This window comes from Candidatus Photobacterium acropomis, from assembly GCF_030685555.1.
Taxonomy (GTDB): Bacteria; Pseudomonadota; Gammaproteobacteria; order Enterobacterales; family Vibrionaceae; genus Photobacterium; species Photobacterium lucens.
In genome coordinates this window covers 111,854-129,564 of record NZ_CP131608.1, presented here as the reverse complement: position 1 = coordinate 129,564, position 17,711 = coordinate 111,854, and the positions used below count along the sequence as shown (strand labels likewise).

Sequence of the window (17,711 nt, the reverse complement as noted above, 5' to 3'; positions counted from 1 at the left end):
GGTGAGTGATTACATTCACATAAGAGAAAACAGGGGAGCAAGATGGATAACTTTACGCCAATATCGGCCTTGATAGGCGGTGGTTTGATTGGGGTTTCTGCACTGATCTTGATGATATTTAACGGCAGAATTGCTGGTATTTCGGGGATCTTTGCTCGAAGTTTATTTCAGCCAACACAAAATCAGTGGCAACTGTTGTTCCTTGTGGGGCTGATGCTTGGGCCGTGGTTAGCGTTTGGCTATCACTTACCAAGCAGTATCGATCTTACTTGGTGGCAGGTGATTATTGGTGGTTTCTTGGTGGGGTTGGGTAGCCAATTAGGTTCGGGTTGTACCAGTGGTCATGGTGTGTGTGGTATTGGGCGGTTATCTGTTCGCTCTATTGTCGCCACCTGTATTTTTATGGCGAGCGCATTGATCACGGTAGGAGTGTTGTACTAATGAAAAACCTTATCGCATTACTCTCTGGTTTGATTTTTGGTATTGGCTTAACTGTATCGCAAATGGTTGATCCCAATAAAATTATCGGATTTTTATCTATCACTACCTCGAAATGGGATGCCAGTTTGTTGTTTGTAATGGGCGGTGCGCTATTGGTGTTTGGGGTGGGCTTTGCTCTGTGGCAGCGTTATCGATCTGCTCCTGTTTTTGAATCGCAGTTTTATCTCCCACTGAAACAGCATGTGGATCGCCCATTAGTTATTGGTGCCATGTTGTTTGGTATTGGTTGGGGGATTGGCGGTTTATGTCCCGGTCCTGCGTTAGCTAATTTATTAGCAGGTAATGAAAAGATCATCGTGTTTGTACTGATGATGAGTCTCGGTATGTGGGTAGGAAAGAAACTGTCAACAACCAAGATATTTTAAAATTTATCAGTTATTTAACTGATTTATATATGCTTTGAATAGACTCGAAATTTTCTTCATCTCATTTGTGAGATGCCCGTGAGCTAGATGTAACGATAGCATTTTATTGTTTACTGCGTTACGGGCTGCTTTCCATTTCTCAAAAACGCAGCTTAGTCTCTTTGGCTTGGTTGTTTTATGAGCGTTACCTTTCTTATTAATAAAAATGTCATGATTACCTTATATGTTTAAAGCGTGATTTTGTTCTTATTAAGTATATTTGGTTGGTCGAATATTCCATTTATTAACACTAATTAAACGTTAGTCACAGAAATTTAAATTGACATCCATACAATTCAACGAGTTTCGTTTATGAGCGAAAATGCTCGTTTTAATAATGTATGGATAACAATGAGGCTCTGATGTTTGGAATATTCAAACCGAAGGCGCATCTCGCACCTTTATCAAGCGGTAAGGTCGATAGCACCTATTCTCGCCTACGATGGCAATTATTTTTCGGTATTTTCGTGGGCTACGCCGGTTATTACCTGGTACGTAAGAATTTCAGTTTGGCGATGCCATATTTAATTGATGAAGGCTTCACTCGCGGTGAGTTAGGTATTGCTTTAGCTGCGGTTTCTATTGCGTATGGTTTATCAAAATTTTTAATGGGGAATGTGTCAGACCGTTCTAACCCAAGATACTTTTTAAGCGCTGGTTTAGTGATGTCTTCGCTGGTCATGCTCTGCTTTGGCTTTATGCCGTGGGCGACAGGTAGTGTGGCAGCCATGTTTATCCTGTTGTTTTTAAATGGTTGGTTCCAAGGAATGGGATGGCCAGCCTGTGGGCGAACCATGGTGCATTGGTGGTCTCGCAAAGAGCGTGGCGAAATTGTCTCGGTGTGGAACGTGGCACATAACGTAGGTGGTGGCTTAATTGGCCCACTGTTTATTCTTGGTCTTTGGGCATTTAATGACGACTGGCGTACCGCTTTTTATGTACCCGCTTTCTTTGCTTTGCTAGTCGCATTTTTTGTTTGGTTAACAGTGCGTGATACACCGCAATCATGTGGTTTGCCGCCGATTGAAGAATACAAAGATGATTACCCTGATGGGTACGATAAGTCGTTTGAAACGGAAATGACGGCGAAAGAAATCTTCTTTAAATATATTTTTAACAACAAGTTACTGTGGTCAATTGCGATTGCCAATGCCTTTGTTTATCTGATCCGTTATGGGGTTTTAGATTGGGCTCCAGTGTATCTAAAAGAAGCGAAAGATTTCTCTGTTGATAAAACATCATGGGCTTATTTCCTATACGAGTGGGCAGGTATTCCTGGCACCTTATTGTGTGGCTGGATCTCCGATAAGTTATTTAAAGGACGTCGTGCTCCTGCTGGCATTTTATTTATGGTGTTGGTAACGCTGGCGGTGTTGGTTTACTGGTTTAACCCGGCAGGTAATCCAACCATTGATATGTTAGCGCTGATCGCTATTGGCTTCTTAATTTATGGTCCTGTTATGTTAATCGGTTTGTATGCGTTAGAGCTGGCACCGAAGAAAGCAGCAGGGACAGCAGCAGGTTTAACGGGGCTATTTGGTTACCTTGGTGGCGCAGTTGCCGCCAATGCCATTCTTGGTTACACCGTTGATCTTTATGGCTGGGATGGTGGTTTCATTATCTTAGTGGGTTCATGTGTGACATCTATTGTGTGTTTTGTTTATGCACTATTAGGTGAGCGTGCCATTCATGAACGTAAAGCGAGAGAAAAAGCAGCATTAGCACAATAAAGCGTGTTGAGGGGTGAATGAGCCCCTCACTTTTATCAAGGATATAGGATGAAAAAAATCTCAGTAGGCTTAACTTTTTTGGCCCTTAGCATCTCGGCAGGCGCTATCGCTAAACCGCTTGTTATTGCGCATCGTGGCGCATCGGGTTATTTACCGGAACACACGCTTGAAGCGAAAACGCTCGCTTATGCCATGAAACCTGATTTTATTGAGCAGGATGTGGTGATGACGAAAGATGATCAATTAGTGGTATTGCATGATCACTATTTAGATCGCGTCACTGATGTGGCTGAACGTTTTCCTGATCGTGCGCGTAAAGATGGACGTTATTACGCAATAGATTTTACGCTTGCTGAAATTAAATCGCTCAAGGTAACGGAAGGGTTTAATGTCAATGATAAAGGCGAGAAAGTCGCTGGTTTCCCGCAACGATTCCCAATGTGGAAGTCACAATTTACGGTTCCTACTTTTGCGGAAGAAATTGAATTAATCCAAGGTTTGAATAAGACGCTAGGCTACGATATTGGTATTTACCCTGAGATCAAAGCGCCTTGGTTCCACCGTCATGAAGGCAAAGACATTTCGAAAGCGGTACTGAAAGTGCTGAAACAATACGGCTATACCACTAAAAACGATAAGGTATATCTGCAATGTTTTGATGCCAATGAGCTAAAACGTATCAATGATATCTTAATGCCTGAAATGGTAATGGATTTAAAATTGATCCAATTGATGGCTTACACGGATTGGAACGAAACCATGGTATATAACGGTGATAAAGCAACACCGTATAACTATGATTGGATGTTTAAACCTGATGGTATGGCGAAAGTTGCGCAATATGCGGAAGGGATCGGCCCTTGGAAGCCAATGTTAGTGGATGATAAATCGACCAAAACGAACATCATTATTAAACCATTAATGGCACAAGCGAAAGCGGCTGGTTTAAAAGTGCATCCTTATACTTTCCGTGCTGATGAAGGCCGTATTCCGTCATACGCAGAGAGCTTCGATGGCATGTTAGATGTTTTCTATAATCAGGTAAAAGTTGATGGTGTCTTTACTGATTTCCCTGATAAAGCGGTAACGTTTCTTAACAAAGATCATAAGCACTAGTTAACTATTCAGCCCTCTCGGTAACGATAGATCACCGAGAGGGCTTGTTATTACCGCACTTCAATTCCACTTTTTTGTTATCGTATTGCCTTTGTTTTTCTCTCGCCATCGAAACGTTTCGCTAGTTGAACTGTGAGCCACATGTCATTTTTCTTCCGATCTTTACGTCCAAAAACGATCACTCTCACATCTTGTTGAACAGGGGATAGTCAAAAAATCTTGTCGGATTATTATGCTGTCGAAACGTTTCGATGGTGTTTTCTAAAACGGTAATTTTCTACCTATTAGCCGATGCCTTTAGTAAGAAAACGTATAACCGAAAGGTCAATAACATGAAAAAAAGTACCCTTATTCACTCTGAACTGTCTTACTTAGTTGCCACCTTAGGGCATACCGATGAAATCACTATTTGTGATGCAGGTTTGCCTATTCCTGATCAGGTTCAACGTATTGATTTAGCGTTAACTCATGGCGTACCGAGCTTTTTAGATACGGTGCGTGTGATGCTCTCTGAAATGCAAATTGAAGGGGTGATCATGGCAGAGGAATTTGCCCAAGTGAGCCCTGAACATCATCAAGCGCTACTGGCTGAACTTGAGCAAGAACAAGCGCTAACAGGTAAAACCATCAACATTGGTTATATCAGCCATGAGCAATTTAAACAGCGTACTAAGCAAAGCCGAGCTGTGGTGAGAACCGGTGAATGTACCCCTTACGCCAATGTGATTTTCCAATCGGGCGTGGTGTTTTAAGCCGTTGTCGATGTTGTAAAAGCGTTATGTAAATTCCCCCTAATTTTGCAATACAGAGTATCACTCAGCGATGGGTGATCGGTTATGGAAGATAGATCAATGTTTATTAAAAATAACACCATCCAACATCCGGATGGTTACTTAAATAAAACACCGTTATTCCAGTTCTTGTTATTGTCATCGGTTTTTGCGTTGTGGTCTGCTGCCGCTGCGCTGAATGATGTGTTGATCACCCAATTTAAATCGATTTTCGATTTGTCTAATTTTGCATCGGCACTAGTTCAATCTGCGTTTTATGGCGCGTACTTTTTAGTGGCGATCCCAGCCTCTATGGTGGTAAAGAAAACATCGTATAAGTTAGCGATTTTATTAGGTTTAGCCCTGTATATTTTCGGTTGTTTGATGTTCTTCCCTGCATCACATGCCGGCACTTATACCATGTTCCTTGCGGCCATTTTCTGTATTGCGATTGGTTTGTCTTTCCTTGAAACCTCTTGTAATACCTATTCAGCAATGATCGGTGAGCCTGATCGCGCAACGCTGCGTTTGAACGTGTCGCACACCATTAATGCGATGGGTTACATCATTGGTTTGTTATTAGGTAAGCACTTAATTTTCCAAGAAGGCGTCGATGTTGGGCACATGATGGACACCTTAACAGGACCAGAGCTAGCTGCATTTAAAGAGCAAGTGCTACAACAAACGCTTGAGCCGTACAAATGGTTAGTAGGCATTATTGCAACTGTTGCGATTTTAATTGCCATTACTGAATACCCGAACTGTAAAGCTGAAAGCGATAGTAAAGATAATCAACCATCATTTGGCGAAACCTTGTCTTACCTTGCTGGCAACGTGCGTTTCTTCAAAGGTATTGCGACTCAGTTTGCTTATGTAGGTATGCAAGTGGCGGTGTGGTCGTTCACTATTCGTCTTGCACTAGAGCTTGATCCAAACATGGTTGAGCACGATGCAGCTAACTACCTACTGTATTCTTTCATTATGTACTTCCTTGGTAAGTTATTAGCTAACTACTTGTTTACTAAAACATCGCAAGAAAACGTGCTAATGGGTTACTCAGCGATTGGTTTTGCTTGCTTAATGTACGTGACCTTTATTCCTAGCTTTACCGCAGTATGGGTAGCTGTCGGTACTTCAGCATTGTTCGCACCTTGTTGGGCGACGATTTTCGCTTCAACATTGCAATCGGTTGATACTCGCTACACAGAAACAGCAGGTGGTTTTGTGGTGATGTCTATCATCGGTGGTGCAGCTATTCCGGTATTACAAGGTTTAGTGGCAGATAACATTGGTATGCAAAGCTCGTTCATCGTAAGCGCAGTGTGTTTTGCGGTGGTGTTCTTCTACTTCTTTAGTGAGAAGAAAGCAAAGCAAGCATTTACTTACTCTGTGGCTAAGGCGTAATAGGATTGTATGACCATTCTTTCATGATGTGAGTTATCTAAGAATGGTCATATTTCATCGAGGTGACTATGTTTACTCTTCCTCTTTATAAAGAGCAATTTTCTAAAACCAAAACCCGTATTGCCCAATCTGAGCATTTCGATATTCATACGTTTATTTATAACTCAGGTGTTCATGCGGTTGAAATTCAGAACAGTAAAGGTCGTTTAGTGATTTTGCCGTTTATGGGGCAAATGATTTGGGATGCGGAGTTCTTAGGTACAGATCTTTGCATGAAGAATATGTTCTCAGAACCGAAACCGGCCAAAACCATTGTTGAAACTTACGGCTGTTTTGCTTTTCATGCTGGTATGTTGCGCATGGGTTGTCCAACCCCACAAGATGATCATGTTCTACACGGTGAAATGCCATGTGCTGCAATGGACTCAGCATGGCTTGAAATCAGTGAAGAGATGGTTGTGGTAAAGGGCAGTTATGAATACGTGATGGGCTTTGGCGATCACTATTTGGCAACGCCATCGGTGACGTTAGCCAAAGATGCCAGCGTGTTTGATATTCAAATGGTGGTGGAGAATTTAGCCACGGTAGCCATGCCGCTGCAATACATGTGTCATATCAATGCGGCTTACATCGAAAATGCGCAAATGAGCCAGAATATCCCTGATAATGCATTCATTTTACGTGAAAGTATCCCAGCGCACGTTCAGCCGAATGCACAGTGGCTCGCTTATAATGAGCAACTAAAAGCCTCGCCACCGATTTCGGTATTAGATAAACCCGCCATGCACGATCCTGAAATCGTCTACTTGATGGATGATGTTGACCAATATACCGATCGTGCAGTGTTTAAGATGGCGTGTGAAGATAAGTGCTTTATTACTGAGTTTGATACCAAAGACTTTAATCATGCTACGCGCTGGATTTTATGTAATGGCGATCAGCAAGTGAACGCTTACGCACTGCCTGCAACTTGTCGTCCGGAAGGTTTCTTAGCGGCAAAAGAAAAAGGCACGTTGCAATATTTAGCGCCGAATGAAACTCGCACCTTTACGGTTCGTACGGGCATTAGCCAAGCTTAAAAATTTTGTCTGCGTGTTAATTTCCCCTATGGTTAGTGCGCAGACGAGATGCCTTTGACGTTTTCTAACTGAAGAAATCAAAGTCATCTTATTTATCACAATGAATGTAAAAGGCTCGATAGAGCTGAGGATAACGATATGAGCAAGTTAGTGGTTTTAGGTAGTGTGAATGCGGATCATGTGCTTCAAGTGCCTTCATTTCCTCGTCCGGGGGAAACATTGCATGGTCGCAACTACCAAGTTATCCCTGGTGGTAAAGGGGCAAACCAAGCTGTGGCTGCGGCACGCTTAAATGCTGATATCGGTTTTATTGCCTGCGTGGGTGATGATGCGTTTGGTATATTTATGCGTGGCAATTTCGTCAAAGATGGTATTGATACCCGTGGCTTAAAAACCGAGAAAGGTTGCCCAACGGGTATTGCGATGATCCAAGTTTCTGACAGTGGTGAAAATAGCATTTGTTTATCTCCTGAAGCTAACGAGCGTTTAACCGCAGAAGCCATTGAAGCTGATCTTGATATGATCCGTGATGCTGAATACTTGTTAATGCAGCTTGAAACGCCAATGTGTGGTATCGAAAAAGCAGCAAAAGTTGCGAAATCAGCCAATACCAAGGTGATTTTAAATCCAGCCCCAGCCCGTGAACTTTCAGATGCGTTATTAGCTTGTGTTGATGTGATCACCCCAAATGAAACTGAAGCTGAAGTGCTAACAGGCGTGACAGTAACAGATGATAAATCGGCACAAAAAGCGGCAGATATTCTTCATGTGAAAGGTATTGATACCGTGATGATCACCTTAGGTGCAAAAGGTGTGTGGTTAAGCCGTATGGGCAAGGGCGATATTATTTCAGGCTTTCGTGTTGAAGTGACAGATACTACAGCTGCTGGCGATACCTTCAATGGCGCGTTAGTGACTGGTTTATTAGAAGGATTGGCTTTAGAATCAGCGATTAAGTTTGCTCATGCTGCTGCTGCAATTTCAGTGACTCGCTTTGGTGCGCAAACGTCTATCCCAACGCGTGAAGAAGTGGATGCTTTTTTAGCGCAACACGCTTAGTTCAGGAGAAATAACATGGCTACGATGAAAGATGTCGCAAAACTGGCAGGGGTTTCTACCTCAACAGTGAGCCATGTTATTAATAAAACTCGTTTTGTCAGTGAAGAGATTTCAGAGCGGGTCAATAACGCTGCCAAAGAACTTAACTACTATGCGCCCTCAGCCTTGGCGCGTAGCTTCAAAGTTAACCGTACTAAAACCATTGGTATGTTAGTGACAACCTCTACCAACCCTTTCTTTGGTGAAGTAGTGAAAGGTGTTGAACGCAGTTGTTACCAACAGGGTTATAGCTTGATTTTGTGTAATACCGAAGGTGATCACCAGCGTATGCATGAATCAATCAATACCTTGTTGCAAAAGCGGGTCGATGGTTTGATCTTAATGTGTGCCACGCTTGAAGGTGAGCATTTCGATATTTTCGAGCACTATGCTGATATTCCCGTCGTCGTTATGGACTGGGGACCAATGCAGTTCACTAGCGATAAAATTCAAGATAATTCGCTACGTGGTGGCTATATGGCGGCAAAATACTTAATTGACGCAGGACATAGCGAGATTGGCTGTATCACAGGTCCATTAGATCGAATTCAAGCCGAGATGCGTTATAACGGTTATTTACAAGCTATGGATGAAGCAGGCTTTAGCGTGGAACCATCATGGGTAGTGGAAGCGGATTTTGAATGTGAAGGTGGCTATAACGCTTTTACCCAGCTGCATGCTAATGGAACATTACCGAGTGCTTTAGTGGTTGCTAATGACATGATGGCTATGGGGGTGATCAATGCTGCAAATGAGCTAGGCATTCAGATCCCTGAGCAGCTTTCTATTATTGGTTACGATGATATTCATATTGCCAAGTTTATGTCGCCATCGCTAACGACTATTCACCAGCCTAAATACCGTTTAGGGCAAGCCGCGGTTGAGACGTTATTAACGCGTTTAGACGAGCCAGAAACCGCCCCTCAAATCATTGAACTAGAACCAACCTTAGTTGAGCGCAACAGTGTGAAATCATTTAAGCAATAGAATAGTGTTGATAGGTTTAGTAAGAGTAAAAGGTACGCACGATATCAAGTAAATCCTCTTAGCGAATTTTTGAGATATTATCGATAACTATAATCGTAAATATCAACTATACCTTATTGTTAAAAGCATATTTAATGCTTGTTGGAAATAAAAACAATAAGGATAAAACATGAACAAGACAAAGACCTTACTCTTCACCGCTCTAGCTTTTGGTTTATCTCACCAAGTGCTAGCACAAGATCTCACAGTTAAAATGACCGATCTACAAACAGGTAAGCCCGTTGGTACGATTGAATTGAGCCAAAACAAATACGGAGTAGTATTTACGCCTGAACTGGCTGATTTAACACCGGGGATGCATGGTTTCCATATTCATCAAAATGGTAGCTGTGCTTCATCAGAAAAAGACGGCAAAGTTGTTTTAGGTGGCGCTGCTGGTGGACATTACGATCCGGAGCACACTAATAAACATGGCTTCCCATGGACTGATGATAATCATAAAGGTGATCTGCCAGCACTGTTTGTTAGTGCAAATGGTTTAGCAACGAACCCTGTTTTAGCGCCACGTTTAACGTTGAAAGAACTCAAAGGTCACGCAATTATGATCCATGCTGGTGGTGATAATCACTCTGATATGCCAAAAGCATTAGGTGGCGGCGGCGCACGTGTGGCGTGTGGTGTGATCCAATAAGTTAGTGAAAACCAACAGCGAGTTTGTCGCTGTTGGTTTTATTTTAATTAGGTTAAGGTTTTTAGAAACAGCCAGTTAATTGTAAAATATGTAAAAATGTGAAACTCAAGGTAAATTTGAAATCTTCTTTTAATAACCTTTCATAAACTGTGGCTTTAATCAAATTTATAAAGTTAACAATAGCGTAATTTCTCGCTCGCATTCGGTCTTTGAGTGTCTATTGCTTATATGGATATGCGAGTATCATGAAACTAAATAAAACAACCCTTGCCGTAATTGTGGCATCTAGCATCGGTATTGGCTGGCTGACGCTAGGGGGCACACAAGTCATCCTTGATAAAACATCTAGCACTGAGTTCTGCCTTTCTTGTCATTCAATGGAAACCCCATATAAAGAGTATTTAGGCTCTGTTCACTTTAGTAATGCTAAAGGGATCCGTGCTGAATGTTCTGACTGTCATATTCCACAAGAACCAATGGAATATTTGTGGACTAAGATCCGCGCTACCAAAGATGTTTATCATGAGTTTGTGACTGGTAAGATTGATACCGACGAGAAGTATGAGCAGCATCGTGCAGCCATGGCGGAAACCGTGTGGGAACAAATGCGCGGTAATGATTCTGCCACTTGCCGTAGCTGTCATGATGAAGATGCGATGGAAACTTATGAGCAGTCGGAAGAAGCGCAGAAAATGCACTTATATGCGGCTGAAAATGATCAAACCTGTATTGATTGTCATAAGGGCGTTGCCCACCTTCCTCCTGAAGCCAAAATGGATTCAACCGCGCTTGAACACTTGCTAGATGAAGCGAAAACAACCCCAGCAGATGCAAAACTGGTGTACCCAGTACAAACCATTGCTATGGGGGACTTCGGCTCTATTAACCCAGCGACACCACTGAAAAACCTAAAAGATGAAGGCGGAAAACGCCAAGTCGAATTATCCGGTTATCAAATGCAAGGTGCCGAGCAAGTGCTGTACATGGGCGAAGGTCAACGTGCCATTATTGCAACTTTAACTAAAGACGGTGAATCTGCACTGAAAGCTGGCGAATTTAAAGCAGATGCTTATGGCAACCAATGGCGTCCAGTATCGCTTGTGGCAACCATTGAAGCGCCAGTACTTGATAGCCAACAACCGCTTTGGAATTACGCAGAGCAACTAGATAACGTGTTCTGTTCAACCTGTCACGCTAAGATCCCTGCCAACCACTTTACCGTAAATGCATGGCCTTCCATTGCGAAAGGTATGGGCGATCGTACGTCTATTTCAGCAGAAGATCTTGAGATCTTAACGAAGTTCTTCCAGTACAACGCGAAAGATGTGGTAGGTCACTAAGCATGAATAAGGAAATTACCATGATGTCATTATCACGCCGCCACTTTTTAAAAGGCGCGACTGCTTCTGTTGGGGCATTGACGATTGCTAAGGCGATGCCTGTTTGTGCAACCACCACTGAGCTACAAGGAAAAGCGGTGCTCTCGGCTGCTCACTGGGGCGCAATGCTGATTGAAGTGCAAGATGGCAAGATTGTGTCATCGAAAGGCGCATTACCAGCAACGGTTGAAAACAGCTTACAAACCACAGCGAAAGATTATGTGCACACTAAAGCTCGTGTGAAATACCCAATGGTACGTAAAGGGTATTTAGACAACCCAACAGCGCCACAAGGTAAACGTGGCAGTGATGAGTTTGTGCGTGTGAGTTGGGATCAAGCGTTAGATTTGATCCACAACCAACATATGCGTATTCGTCAAACTTATGGTCCCGAATCCGTTTTTGCTGGTGCTTATGGTTGGCGTTCAAGTGGCGTATTACATAAAGCACAAACCTTATTGCAGCGTTATATGAGTATGGCGGGTGGTTACTCGGGTCATATGGGTGACTATTCAACTGGTGCAGCACAGGTGATCATGCCGCACGTGGTGGGCTCGATTGAAGTGTATGAGCAGCAAACCACGTATCCTGTGGTGTTAGAAACCAGTGATGTTGTGGTGCTATGGGGCTTGAATCCGCTTAATACCTTAAAGATCGCGTGGAGTGCGACTGATGGGGCGGGTCTTGAGTTTTTCCATCAACTGAAAAAATCGAACAAGACCATTATTGCTATCGATCCGATGCGCTCGGAAACCATTGAGTTCTTTGGTGATCGCGCAGAGTGGATTGCACCACACCCTAGTACCGATGTGGCAATGATGCTAGGTATTGCTCACGCATTGGTTGAAAGCGGTCAGTACGATAAAGCTTTCTTGGATAAATACACCACAGGCTATGACAAGTTTGAAGATTACTTGTTAGGTAAATCAGACGGTATTGCTAAAACGCCACAATGGGCATCGGCTATCTGTGGTGTTCCAGCTAAGCAGCTAACAATTTTAGCCAATATCTTTAGTAAAAATCGCACCATGTTAATGGCGGGCTGGGGTATTCAACGTCAGCAATATGGTGAACAACGTCACTGGATGCTGGTGACGTTAGCTGCAATGTTGGGGCAAATCGGTTTACCGGGTGGTGGTTTTGGCTTCTCTTATCACTATTCAAACGGTGGTAACCCAACCCGTGATGCTGGCGTATTACCAGCGATTTCTGCTGCTATTGATGGTGCTTCTTCTGCCGGTAATGACTGGGCAGTATCTGGCGCAATGAATAGTTTCCCAGTGGCGCGTATTGTTGAAGCGTTAGAAAATCCGGGGCAAACCTATCAGCATAATGGTCATGAAAAAGTCTTTCCTGAGATCAAAATGATCTGGTGGGCTGGCGGTGCGAACTTTACTCACCACCAAGATACCAACCGCTTAATTAATGCGTGGCAGAAACCTGAATTAATTGTGATTTCAGAGCCATATTGGACAGCAGCAGCAAAACACGCAGATATCGTGTTGCCGATCACTACCTCGTTTGAGCGTAATGATTTAACCATGACAGGTGACTACAGTAATCAACACTTGGTGCCAATGAAGCAAGTGGTTGAACCACAGTTTGAAGCACGCAATGACTTTGATGTATTCGCCGATATGGCAGAGCGCCTAAAAGCAGGTGGTCGTGGGGTTTATACCGAAAATAAAACCGAGATGGAATGGCTAAACGGTTTCTACAAAGAAGCTCAAGCGATTGGTCGTCAAAACCGTGTTGCAATGCCGAACTTTGCTTATTTCTGGAAACAAAACCAACTGCTTGAAATGAAATACAACGCGCAAAACGCCAAGTTTGTTCGTTATCAAGCGTTCCGTGAAAATCCAATTATGAATCCACTAGGTACACCAAGTGGTAAAATTGAGATCTTCTCGAAAACCATTGAAGGTTATAACTATGCGGATTGTCCCCCTCATCCAACGTGGTTAGCGCCAACGGAGTGGGTAGGTAATGCCAAAGATGGTGAATTACAGCTAATGACATCCCATGCAGCGCACCGTCTTCATAGCCAGTTGAACTATGCTGAACTTCGTAAAGAATATGCGATTGCAGATCGTGAGCCGATCTCTATTCACCCTGAAGATGCTAAGCAACGCGGTATCAAGCAAGGTGACTTAGTACGTGCTTATAACCATCGTGGTCAAGTGCTAGTTGGTGCTTACATTACTGATGGTATAAAGCAAGGTTCAGTGTGTATTCACGAAGGCGCATGGCCTGATTTAGATCCAGCAACAGGGATTTGTAAAAACGGTGGTTGTAATGTGCTGACTGGCGATATTCCGACTTCTCGTTTAGCCAATGGTTGTGCAGGTAATTCGTCAGTAGTGAAAATTGAAAAATACACAGGTCCGGTATTGCCACTCACCGCATTCGATGAACCGGCCATTGCGTAAGCTATTTAAATCATCAAAATAATCATAAGCCGCAATGAACTATTGCGGCTTAATTATTTAGAAAAACAGTCGATATCTTTAGATAATGAGTTAAGAATGATCTTTGATAAGACTTGTTTGATCAAGATCGTGAAAACATCGATAAAATGTAACTGAAAGCAAAACTACACTATAATCGTACAAAAGAATTTTTAATAAATAAGGATATTGAGTATGTTCAAACTGTGGAAGACTAAAGAAACAGACAGGCCTGCGTTAGGTTCCGCCTCCATTGCTAAGCAACGCCTATTAGGTGAACTTCGTACTAACCGTATTCCTTACAATATTCAGATGATGAAAGATGAGTTAGCTAAGCTTTTATCTCAATGGTCAGATGTTAAAGAAAATAAGATCGAGATCGTTAAAACGTCTGAATCGACGTCTCTATTAAAAATAAAGTGTCGCTGTTCATAGTTTAATCGTTTGATTGAATGTAAAAGCTCCTTCTTTTCTGCTTTTGCCTAAAGCAATACATCTTTACGTCTAAATTTCTTTCATTTTCATCTTATTTTCTGAATTCCCCGTCTTTCCTTTAGTGCCGCTACGCTTCTTTTATCAATAAATTTCATCGTTTTAGCTTTTTTGTTTGTTCCTTGACATAACTTTGTTATCTCTATCTGAAATGTATTCAATAATTATTATTGATATAGTTAATAGTTTGTATTATTCGTGTAGCTATAAATCGTAATGGGATCGCGGAAAGTATGTTAGGAAGGACTCTGTTTAAACATCGGCGAATTAGTATAAAGTCGATTGTTATTTCTCTTTTTGTATTGGTGTCGGTAATTACGTCGTCTATTGCGATAGGTCTTCAGTATTATCACAGTAAAGAGATGGCACGAGAGCAAGCTAGAAGTAAGTATCAGATGATGGCTGAATCGGTATCTGATGCGGTTACTCGCGTGAACGATAATGCGGTAAGTACCATTAAGTTATTATCTCACTTGGGTACGGTTTTGAAGTCGCCATCACAAGAAGATATCCGTGGGATTTTTACCAAAGTATTAAAAGATAACCCGAGCTTTTATAGTGTTTTTCTCGGTGATGAAAATAACTATACGTACATCGTGATTAACCTGGATGCAATGCCAGAGGTTAGGCATAAAAATAATGCATTAAAAGAAGATCGTTGGTTGGTAATTGAGCGTTTATCCGATGATGACGGGGGAGCTCAATATGATCACTATTATGATAAAGACTTTAATTTACGCAAAAAAGTAAAACGTAAAAATGTCATCACGCCGACGCTACGTTCATGGTACAAGCATGCTCATGATGATGTTATTTATCGTAGTGCCCCGTATTTATTTTTACCCGAGGAAATTACGGGCATTACCTATTCTGCGGTGGTGCCGAGTAATGATAAAAAAATTGTTGTCGGTATTGATCTCACGCTGTCTCATTTTAATACTATTTTAAAAGATAAAAACTTTAATAATGAAAGTAATATCTTCTTGTATTTAAATTCAGGTGAGTTAATTGCCAGCAGCGAATCATCGTATTCTCGCTTGCCTATTCCTGCTTCTATTCCACTGATTCTAACGTCAGAAGAGCAAGCATTGGTGGATGAAAGCCCTGTTCTACGTGTATCGAACAAAGAAAACTGGGCGCCGATTGATTTTACTATTTCTGGTCGTCCTGCAGGTCTTATCCCTGATTTGCTTTATATGGTGGGGCAAGCAACGGGATTGGAGTTCGATTTCTTTAATGGCATGACAGGCACTTCGCTACGTGAAGCGTATGAAAATGGAACGCTAGATATTTTAACGTCAGTACCAAATGTACCTAATAATCAGGAATTGGGTATTTTTAGTCGTTCTTTATTTGAGTCACCGTTTGCTATCGCAGTGTCGAATAAAAATAATTATCAAAACCTGCAAGATCTCTCTGGTAAGCGGTTAGCACTGTTAAATAACTTATCTATTATCAATTTAGTGCATGAGAAGTTTCCTCTAATTGAAGTCGTTACTTATGACCATGTTCATGACGCGTTAAATGCTGTAAATGATGGTGAAGTCGATGCCTTTATTGATGCTAAAGCGGTACTGAACTATGTTTCTGAGCAGTTCATGATTGATGATTTGAATTACTATGATCTGAATATTGAAAACTCTCTGACGCTGTCTTTAGTGTTATCACCTGAAAAGGCGGGGCTATTAAAAGTCATTAACCGAGCGATTGAGGCATTAACCCCAGCACAACAATATTACTTAAATCAAAAATGGCTAAATCCTAATGCAGAAGTCAATCGGTCAGGTATTGTACCGTACTCTGAGCTTATCGAGTTCACTGACGATATAACTATGCAAAATAAGCTGATTGAAAGTTATAAAGACAGTGATGAAGTTTTTTACTATGTGCGTGATGTACGCCGTGGTGGTCATGATCAGATCTTTTTTGCCGCGATGGTGCCAAAAATATCCGTGTATGGCATGAGTGAAGAGAAGATCCGCACATCTATTTATGTTTCAGCGATACTACTGCTTTTATTACTGCCATTAGCAGCGTTATGTGCCAAACCTATTGTGAAGCCGATTTTGTTGCTGCGTGCTGAGAATAAGAAGGTTAAACAGCATCGTTATAATGATGTCACAGTGATCCCAACCAATATTAAAGAAATTCATGAGCTTTCAACCTCGACATATCAGGTTTCGGAATCATTGAAAGAACATGAAAAACGTCAGGATGAATTTGTTGAATCCTTTATTCAGCTGATCGCCCAAGCTATCGATGATAAATCCCCTTATACCGCAGGGCATTGTAACCGCGTTCCTGAAATAGCTCTAATGTTTGCTGATGAAGTGGAGAAATCACAGCAAGGGCAATTTGCTGAGTTCCGTTTTAATAATGATGCTGAGCGTCGAGAATTTAGAATTGCAGCGTGGCTTCATGATTGCGGTAAGATCACCACGCCAGAGCATATCGTTGATAAAGGCACCAAGCTTGAAGCTAATTACAACCGTATTCATGAAGTCAGAATGCGTTTTGAAGTGTTGTGGCGTGATGCGGAAGTCGATTATTACCAACACATTATTGATAACCCTGAAGATCAAAAGCAAGCGATTGAAACTTTAAATAAAACTCAAAAGCAGCTTCAGGAAGATTTTGCATTTATTGCAAATGCCAATGTTGGTAGCGAATTCATGAGTGATGAGCATATTGCGCGTATTCGTGAAATTGCAGATAAAACTTGGCTGCGTCATTTTGATGATCATCTTGGTTTATCACCATTAGAAGAGCTAAAAGTCTCGGATAAGTCTGAAACTTTACCCGTTGAAGAGCATTTATTGTCAGATAAGCCAGAGCACCGTATTGAACGTATTAATGAACTCCATTTTGATCCAGCGTTTGGGATCAAAATGCAAGTACCAGAACTACAATACAATCTGGGAGAGATTTATAACCTAACGATTAAACGAGGCACATTAACCCCAGAAGATCGCTTTAAGATCAATGAGCATATGATCAGTACGATTAAGATGTTGGAAAGTTTGCCATTCCCAGAAGATTTAGCTCGCGTGCCACGTTATGCTTCAACACACCATGAAACCATGAAAGGGACGGGTTATCCACGTCGATTATCAGCCGATGATTTAAGTGTTCCTGAGCGTATTTTGGTGATTGCCGATATTTTTGAAGCGCTCACAGCCGCAGATCGCCCGTATAAGAAAGCCAAGCCGTTAAGTGTAGCGATTGATATCTTGTATAAAATGGCGCTGGATGAGCATATTGACTTAGAGCTGTTTAAGCTGTTTTTATCCAGTGGTGTGTATAAGCGCTATGCTGAAAAGTATCTTCCTCAACAGCAGATAGATGCGGTGAATATCGAACAGTATCTTCACCCTAAAGAGCGCGAAACATCACACGCATAACTGGCGTCGTTAGTCATATTTTTTCACATAATCCCGCAGTAAAAATGGCGGGATTATTTTTTCTGGTAGATTATGTTTCGCACTAATGTCTATTTTTTGTGTGATGTTGCGCAATAATTCGAAGATAGTTTTTTTAAAATATAAAAGTTAGTTTTTACTTTTGATGCTTCGCTGTGGTTGCAATTTAAATATGGGATGTTTTTATTTAACCT

General features: G+C 41.8%; 14 protein-coding genes. All 14 read left to right on the top strand.

The annotated features are described in order from the left end of the window. The first annotated feature begins 42 nt into the window (after positions 1 to 42). The 14 genes from Q7657_RS00590 (at position 43) to Q7657_RS00525 (ending at position 17,499) form a co-directional block, all read left to right on the top strand. Entirely contained in the window at positions 43 to 441 is a 399-nt protein-coding gene (locus Q7657_RS00590; protein WP_107166430.1) for a YeeE/YedE family protein, read from the top strand. After that, positions 441 to 866: a YeeE/YedE family protein gene (locus tag Q7657_RS00585; RefSeq protein ID WP_107166429.1), complete on the top strand. Its 426-nt coding sequence runs from the start codon at positions 441 to 443 to the stop codon at positions 864 to 866. The genes Q7657_RS00590 and Q7657_RS00585 overlap by 1 nt, the downstream gene beginning before the upstream one ends. 401 nt (positions 867 to 1,267) lie before the next feature. Then, positions 1,268 to 2,635, top strand: a complete 1,368-nt coding sequence (glpT, locus tag Q7657_RS00580; RefSeq protein ID WP_107166428.1) for a glycerol-3-phosphate transporter — start codon at positions 1,268 to 1,270, stop codon at positions 2,633 to 2,635. A 48-nt stretch (positions 2,636 to 2,683) separates the two neighbouring features. Beyond that, a complete protein-coding gene (gene glpQ / locus Q7657_RS00575; RefSeq protein WP_107166427.1) occupies positions 2,684 to 3,751 on the top strand; it encodes a glycerophosphodiester phosphodiesterase in 1,068 nt (355 codons plus the stop codon). 332 nt (positions 3,752 to 4,083) lie between these two features. After that, a complete protein-coding gene (gene rbsD / locus Q7657_RS00570; RefSeq protein ID WP_053987780.1) occupies positions 4,084 to 4,503 on the top strand; it encodes a D-ribose pyranase in 420 nt (139 codons plus the stop codon). A 99-nt stretch (positions 4,504 to 4,602) separates the two neighbouring features. After that, positions 4,603 to 5,925, top strand: a complete 1,323-nt coding sequence (gene fucP / locus Q7657_RS00565; RefSeq protein WP_107166426.1) for an L-fucose:H+ symporter permease — start codon at positions 4,603 to 4,605, stop codon at positions 5,923 to 5,925. Between the two features lie 68 nt (positions 5,926 to 5,993). Continuing rightward, the gene (locus Q7657_RS00560; RefSeq protein ID WP_107166425.1) at positions 5,994 to 7,004 is read left to right on the top strand and encodes an aldose 1-epimerase family protein; all 1,011 of its coding nucleotides are present in this window, start codon (positions 5,994 to 5,996) and stop codon (positions 7,002 to 7,004) included. Between the two features lie 138 nt (positions 7,005 to 7,142). Then, the gene (gene rbsK, locus Q7657_RS00555) at positions 7,143 to 8,063 is read left to right on the top strand and encodes a ribokinase (RefSeq protein WP_107166424.1); all 921 of its coding nucleotides are present in this window, start codon (positions 7,143 to 7,145) and stop codon (positions 8,061 to 8,063) included. 15 nt (positions 8,064 to 8,078) lie between these two features. Then, entirely contained in the window at positions 8,079 to 9,089 is a 1,011-nt protein-coding gene (locus Q7657_RS00550) for a substrate-binding domain-containing protein (RefSeq protein ID WP_107166423.1), read from the top strand. Between the two features lie 169 nt (positions 9,090 to 9,258). Next, positions 9,259 to 9,780 (top strand): superoxide dismutase family protein, encoded by a 522-nt coding sequence (gene sodC / locus Q7657_RS00545; RefSeq protein WP_107166422.1) that lies wholly within the window; start codon positions 9,259 to 9,261, stop codon positions 9,778 to 9,780. Positions 9,781 to 10,025: 245 nt separating this feature from the next. Next, a complete protein-coding gene (locus Q7657_RS00540; protein ID WP_053987739.1) occupies positions 10,026 to 11,120 on the top strand; it encodes a NapC/NirT family cytochrome c in 1,095 nt (364 codons plus the stop codon). 20 nt (positions 11,121 to 11,140) lie between these two features. Further along, on the top strand, positions 11,141 to 13,588 hold the full coding sequence (locus tag Q7657_RS00535) for a molybdopterin guanine dinucleotide-containing S/N-oxide reductase (RefSeq protein ID WP_107166421.1): 2,448 nt from the start codon (positions 11,141 to 11,143) through the stop codon (positions 13,586 to 13,588). Positions 13,589 to 13,801: 213 nt separating this feature from the next. Continuing rightward, a complete protein-coding gene (locus tag Q7657_RS00530) occupies positions 13,802 to 14,041 on the top strand; it encodes a cell division topological specificity factor MinE (protein ID WP_107166420.1) in 240 nt (79 codons plus the stop codon). Positions 14,042 to 14,460: 419 nt separating this feature from the next. Further along, complete coding sequence (locus tag Q7657_RS00525) at positions 14,461 to 17,499, top strand: HD domain-containing phosphohydrolase (protein ID WP_258178274.1); 3,039 nt, start codon at positions 14,461 to 14,463, stop codon at positions 17,497 to 17,499. Positions 17,500 to 17,711: the final 212 nt, after the last annotated feature.

Bases quoted from the DNA above. Each gene is read 5' to 3' on its own strand.
- Q7657_RS00590 (WP_107166430.1), top strand. From the start codon at position 43: ATGGATAACTTTACGCCAATATCGGCCTTGATAGGCGGTGGTTTGATT.
- Q7657_RS00585 (WP_107166429.1), top strand. From the start codon at position 441: ATGAAAAACCTTATCGCATTACTCTCTGGTTTGATTTTTGGTATTGGC.
- glpT (WP_107166428.1), top strand. From the start codon at position 1,268: ATGTTTGGAATATTCAAACCGAAGGCGCATCTCGCACCTTTATCAAGC.
- glpQ (WP_107166427.1), top strand. From the start codon at position 2,684: ATGAAAAAAATCTCAGTAGGCTTAACTTTTTTGGCCCTTAGCATCTCG.
- rbsD (WP_053987780.1), top strand. From the start codon at position 4,084: ATGAAAAAAAGTACCCTTATTCACTCTGAACTGTCTTACTTAGTTGCC.
- fucP (WP_107166426.1), top strand. From the start codon at position 4,603: ATGTTTATTAAAAATAACACCATCCAACATCCGGATGGTTACTTAAAT.
- Q7657_RS00560 (WP_107166425.1), top strand. From the start codon at position 5,994: ATGTTTACTCTTCCTCTTTATAAAGAGCAATTTTCTAAAACCAAAACC.
- rbsK (WP_107166424.1), top strand. From the start codon at position 7,143: ATGAGCAAGTTAGTGGTTTTAGGTAGTGTGAATGCGGATCATGTGCTT.
- Q7657_RS00550 (WP_107166423.1), top strand. From the start codon at position 8,079: ATGGCTACGATGAAAGATGTCGCAAAACTGGCAGGGGTTTCTACCTCA.
- sodC (WP_107166422.1), top strand. From the start codon at position 9,259: ATGAACAAGACAAAGACCTTACTCTTCACCGCTCTAGCTTTTGGTTTA.
- Q7657_RS00540 (WP_053987739.1), top strand. From the start codon at position 10,026: ATGAAACTAAATAAAACAACCCTTGCCGTAATTGTGGCATCTAGCATC.
- Q7657_RS00535 (WP_107166421.1), top strand. From the start codon at position 11,141: ATGATGTCATTATCACGCCGCCACTTTTTAAAAGGCGCGACTGCTTCT.
- Q7657_RS00530 (WP_107166420.1), top strand. From the start codon at position 13,802: ATGTTCAAACTGTGGAAGACTAAAGAAACAGACAGGCCTGCGTTAGGT.
- Q7657_RS00525 (WP_258178274.1), top strand. From the start codon at position 14,461: ATGGCACGAGAGCAAGCTAGAAGTAAGTATCAGATGATGGCTGAATCG.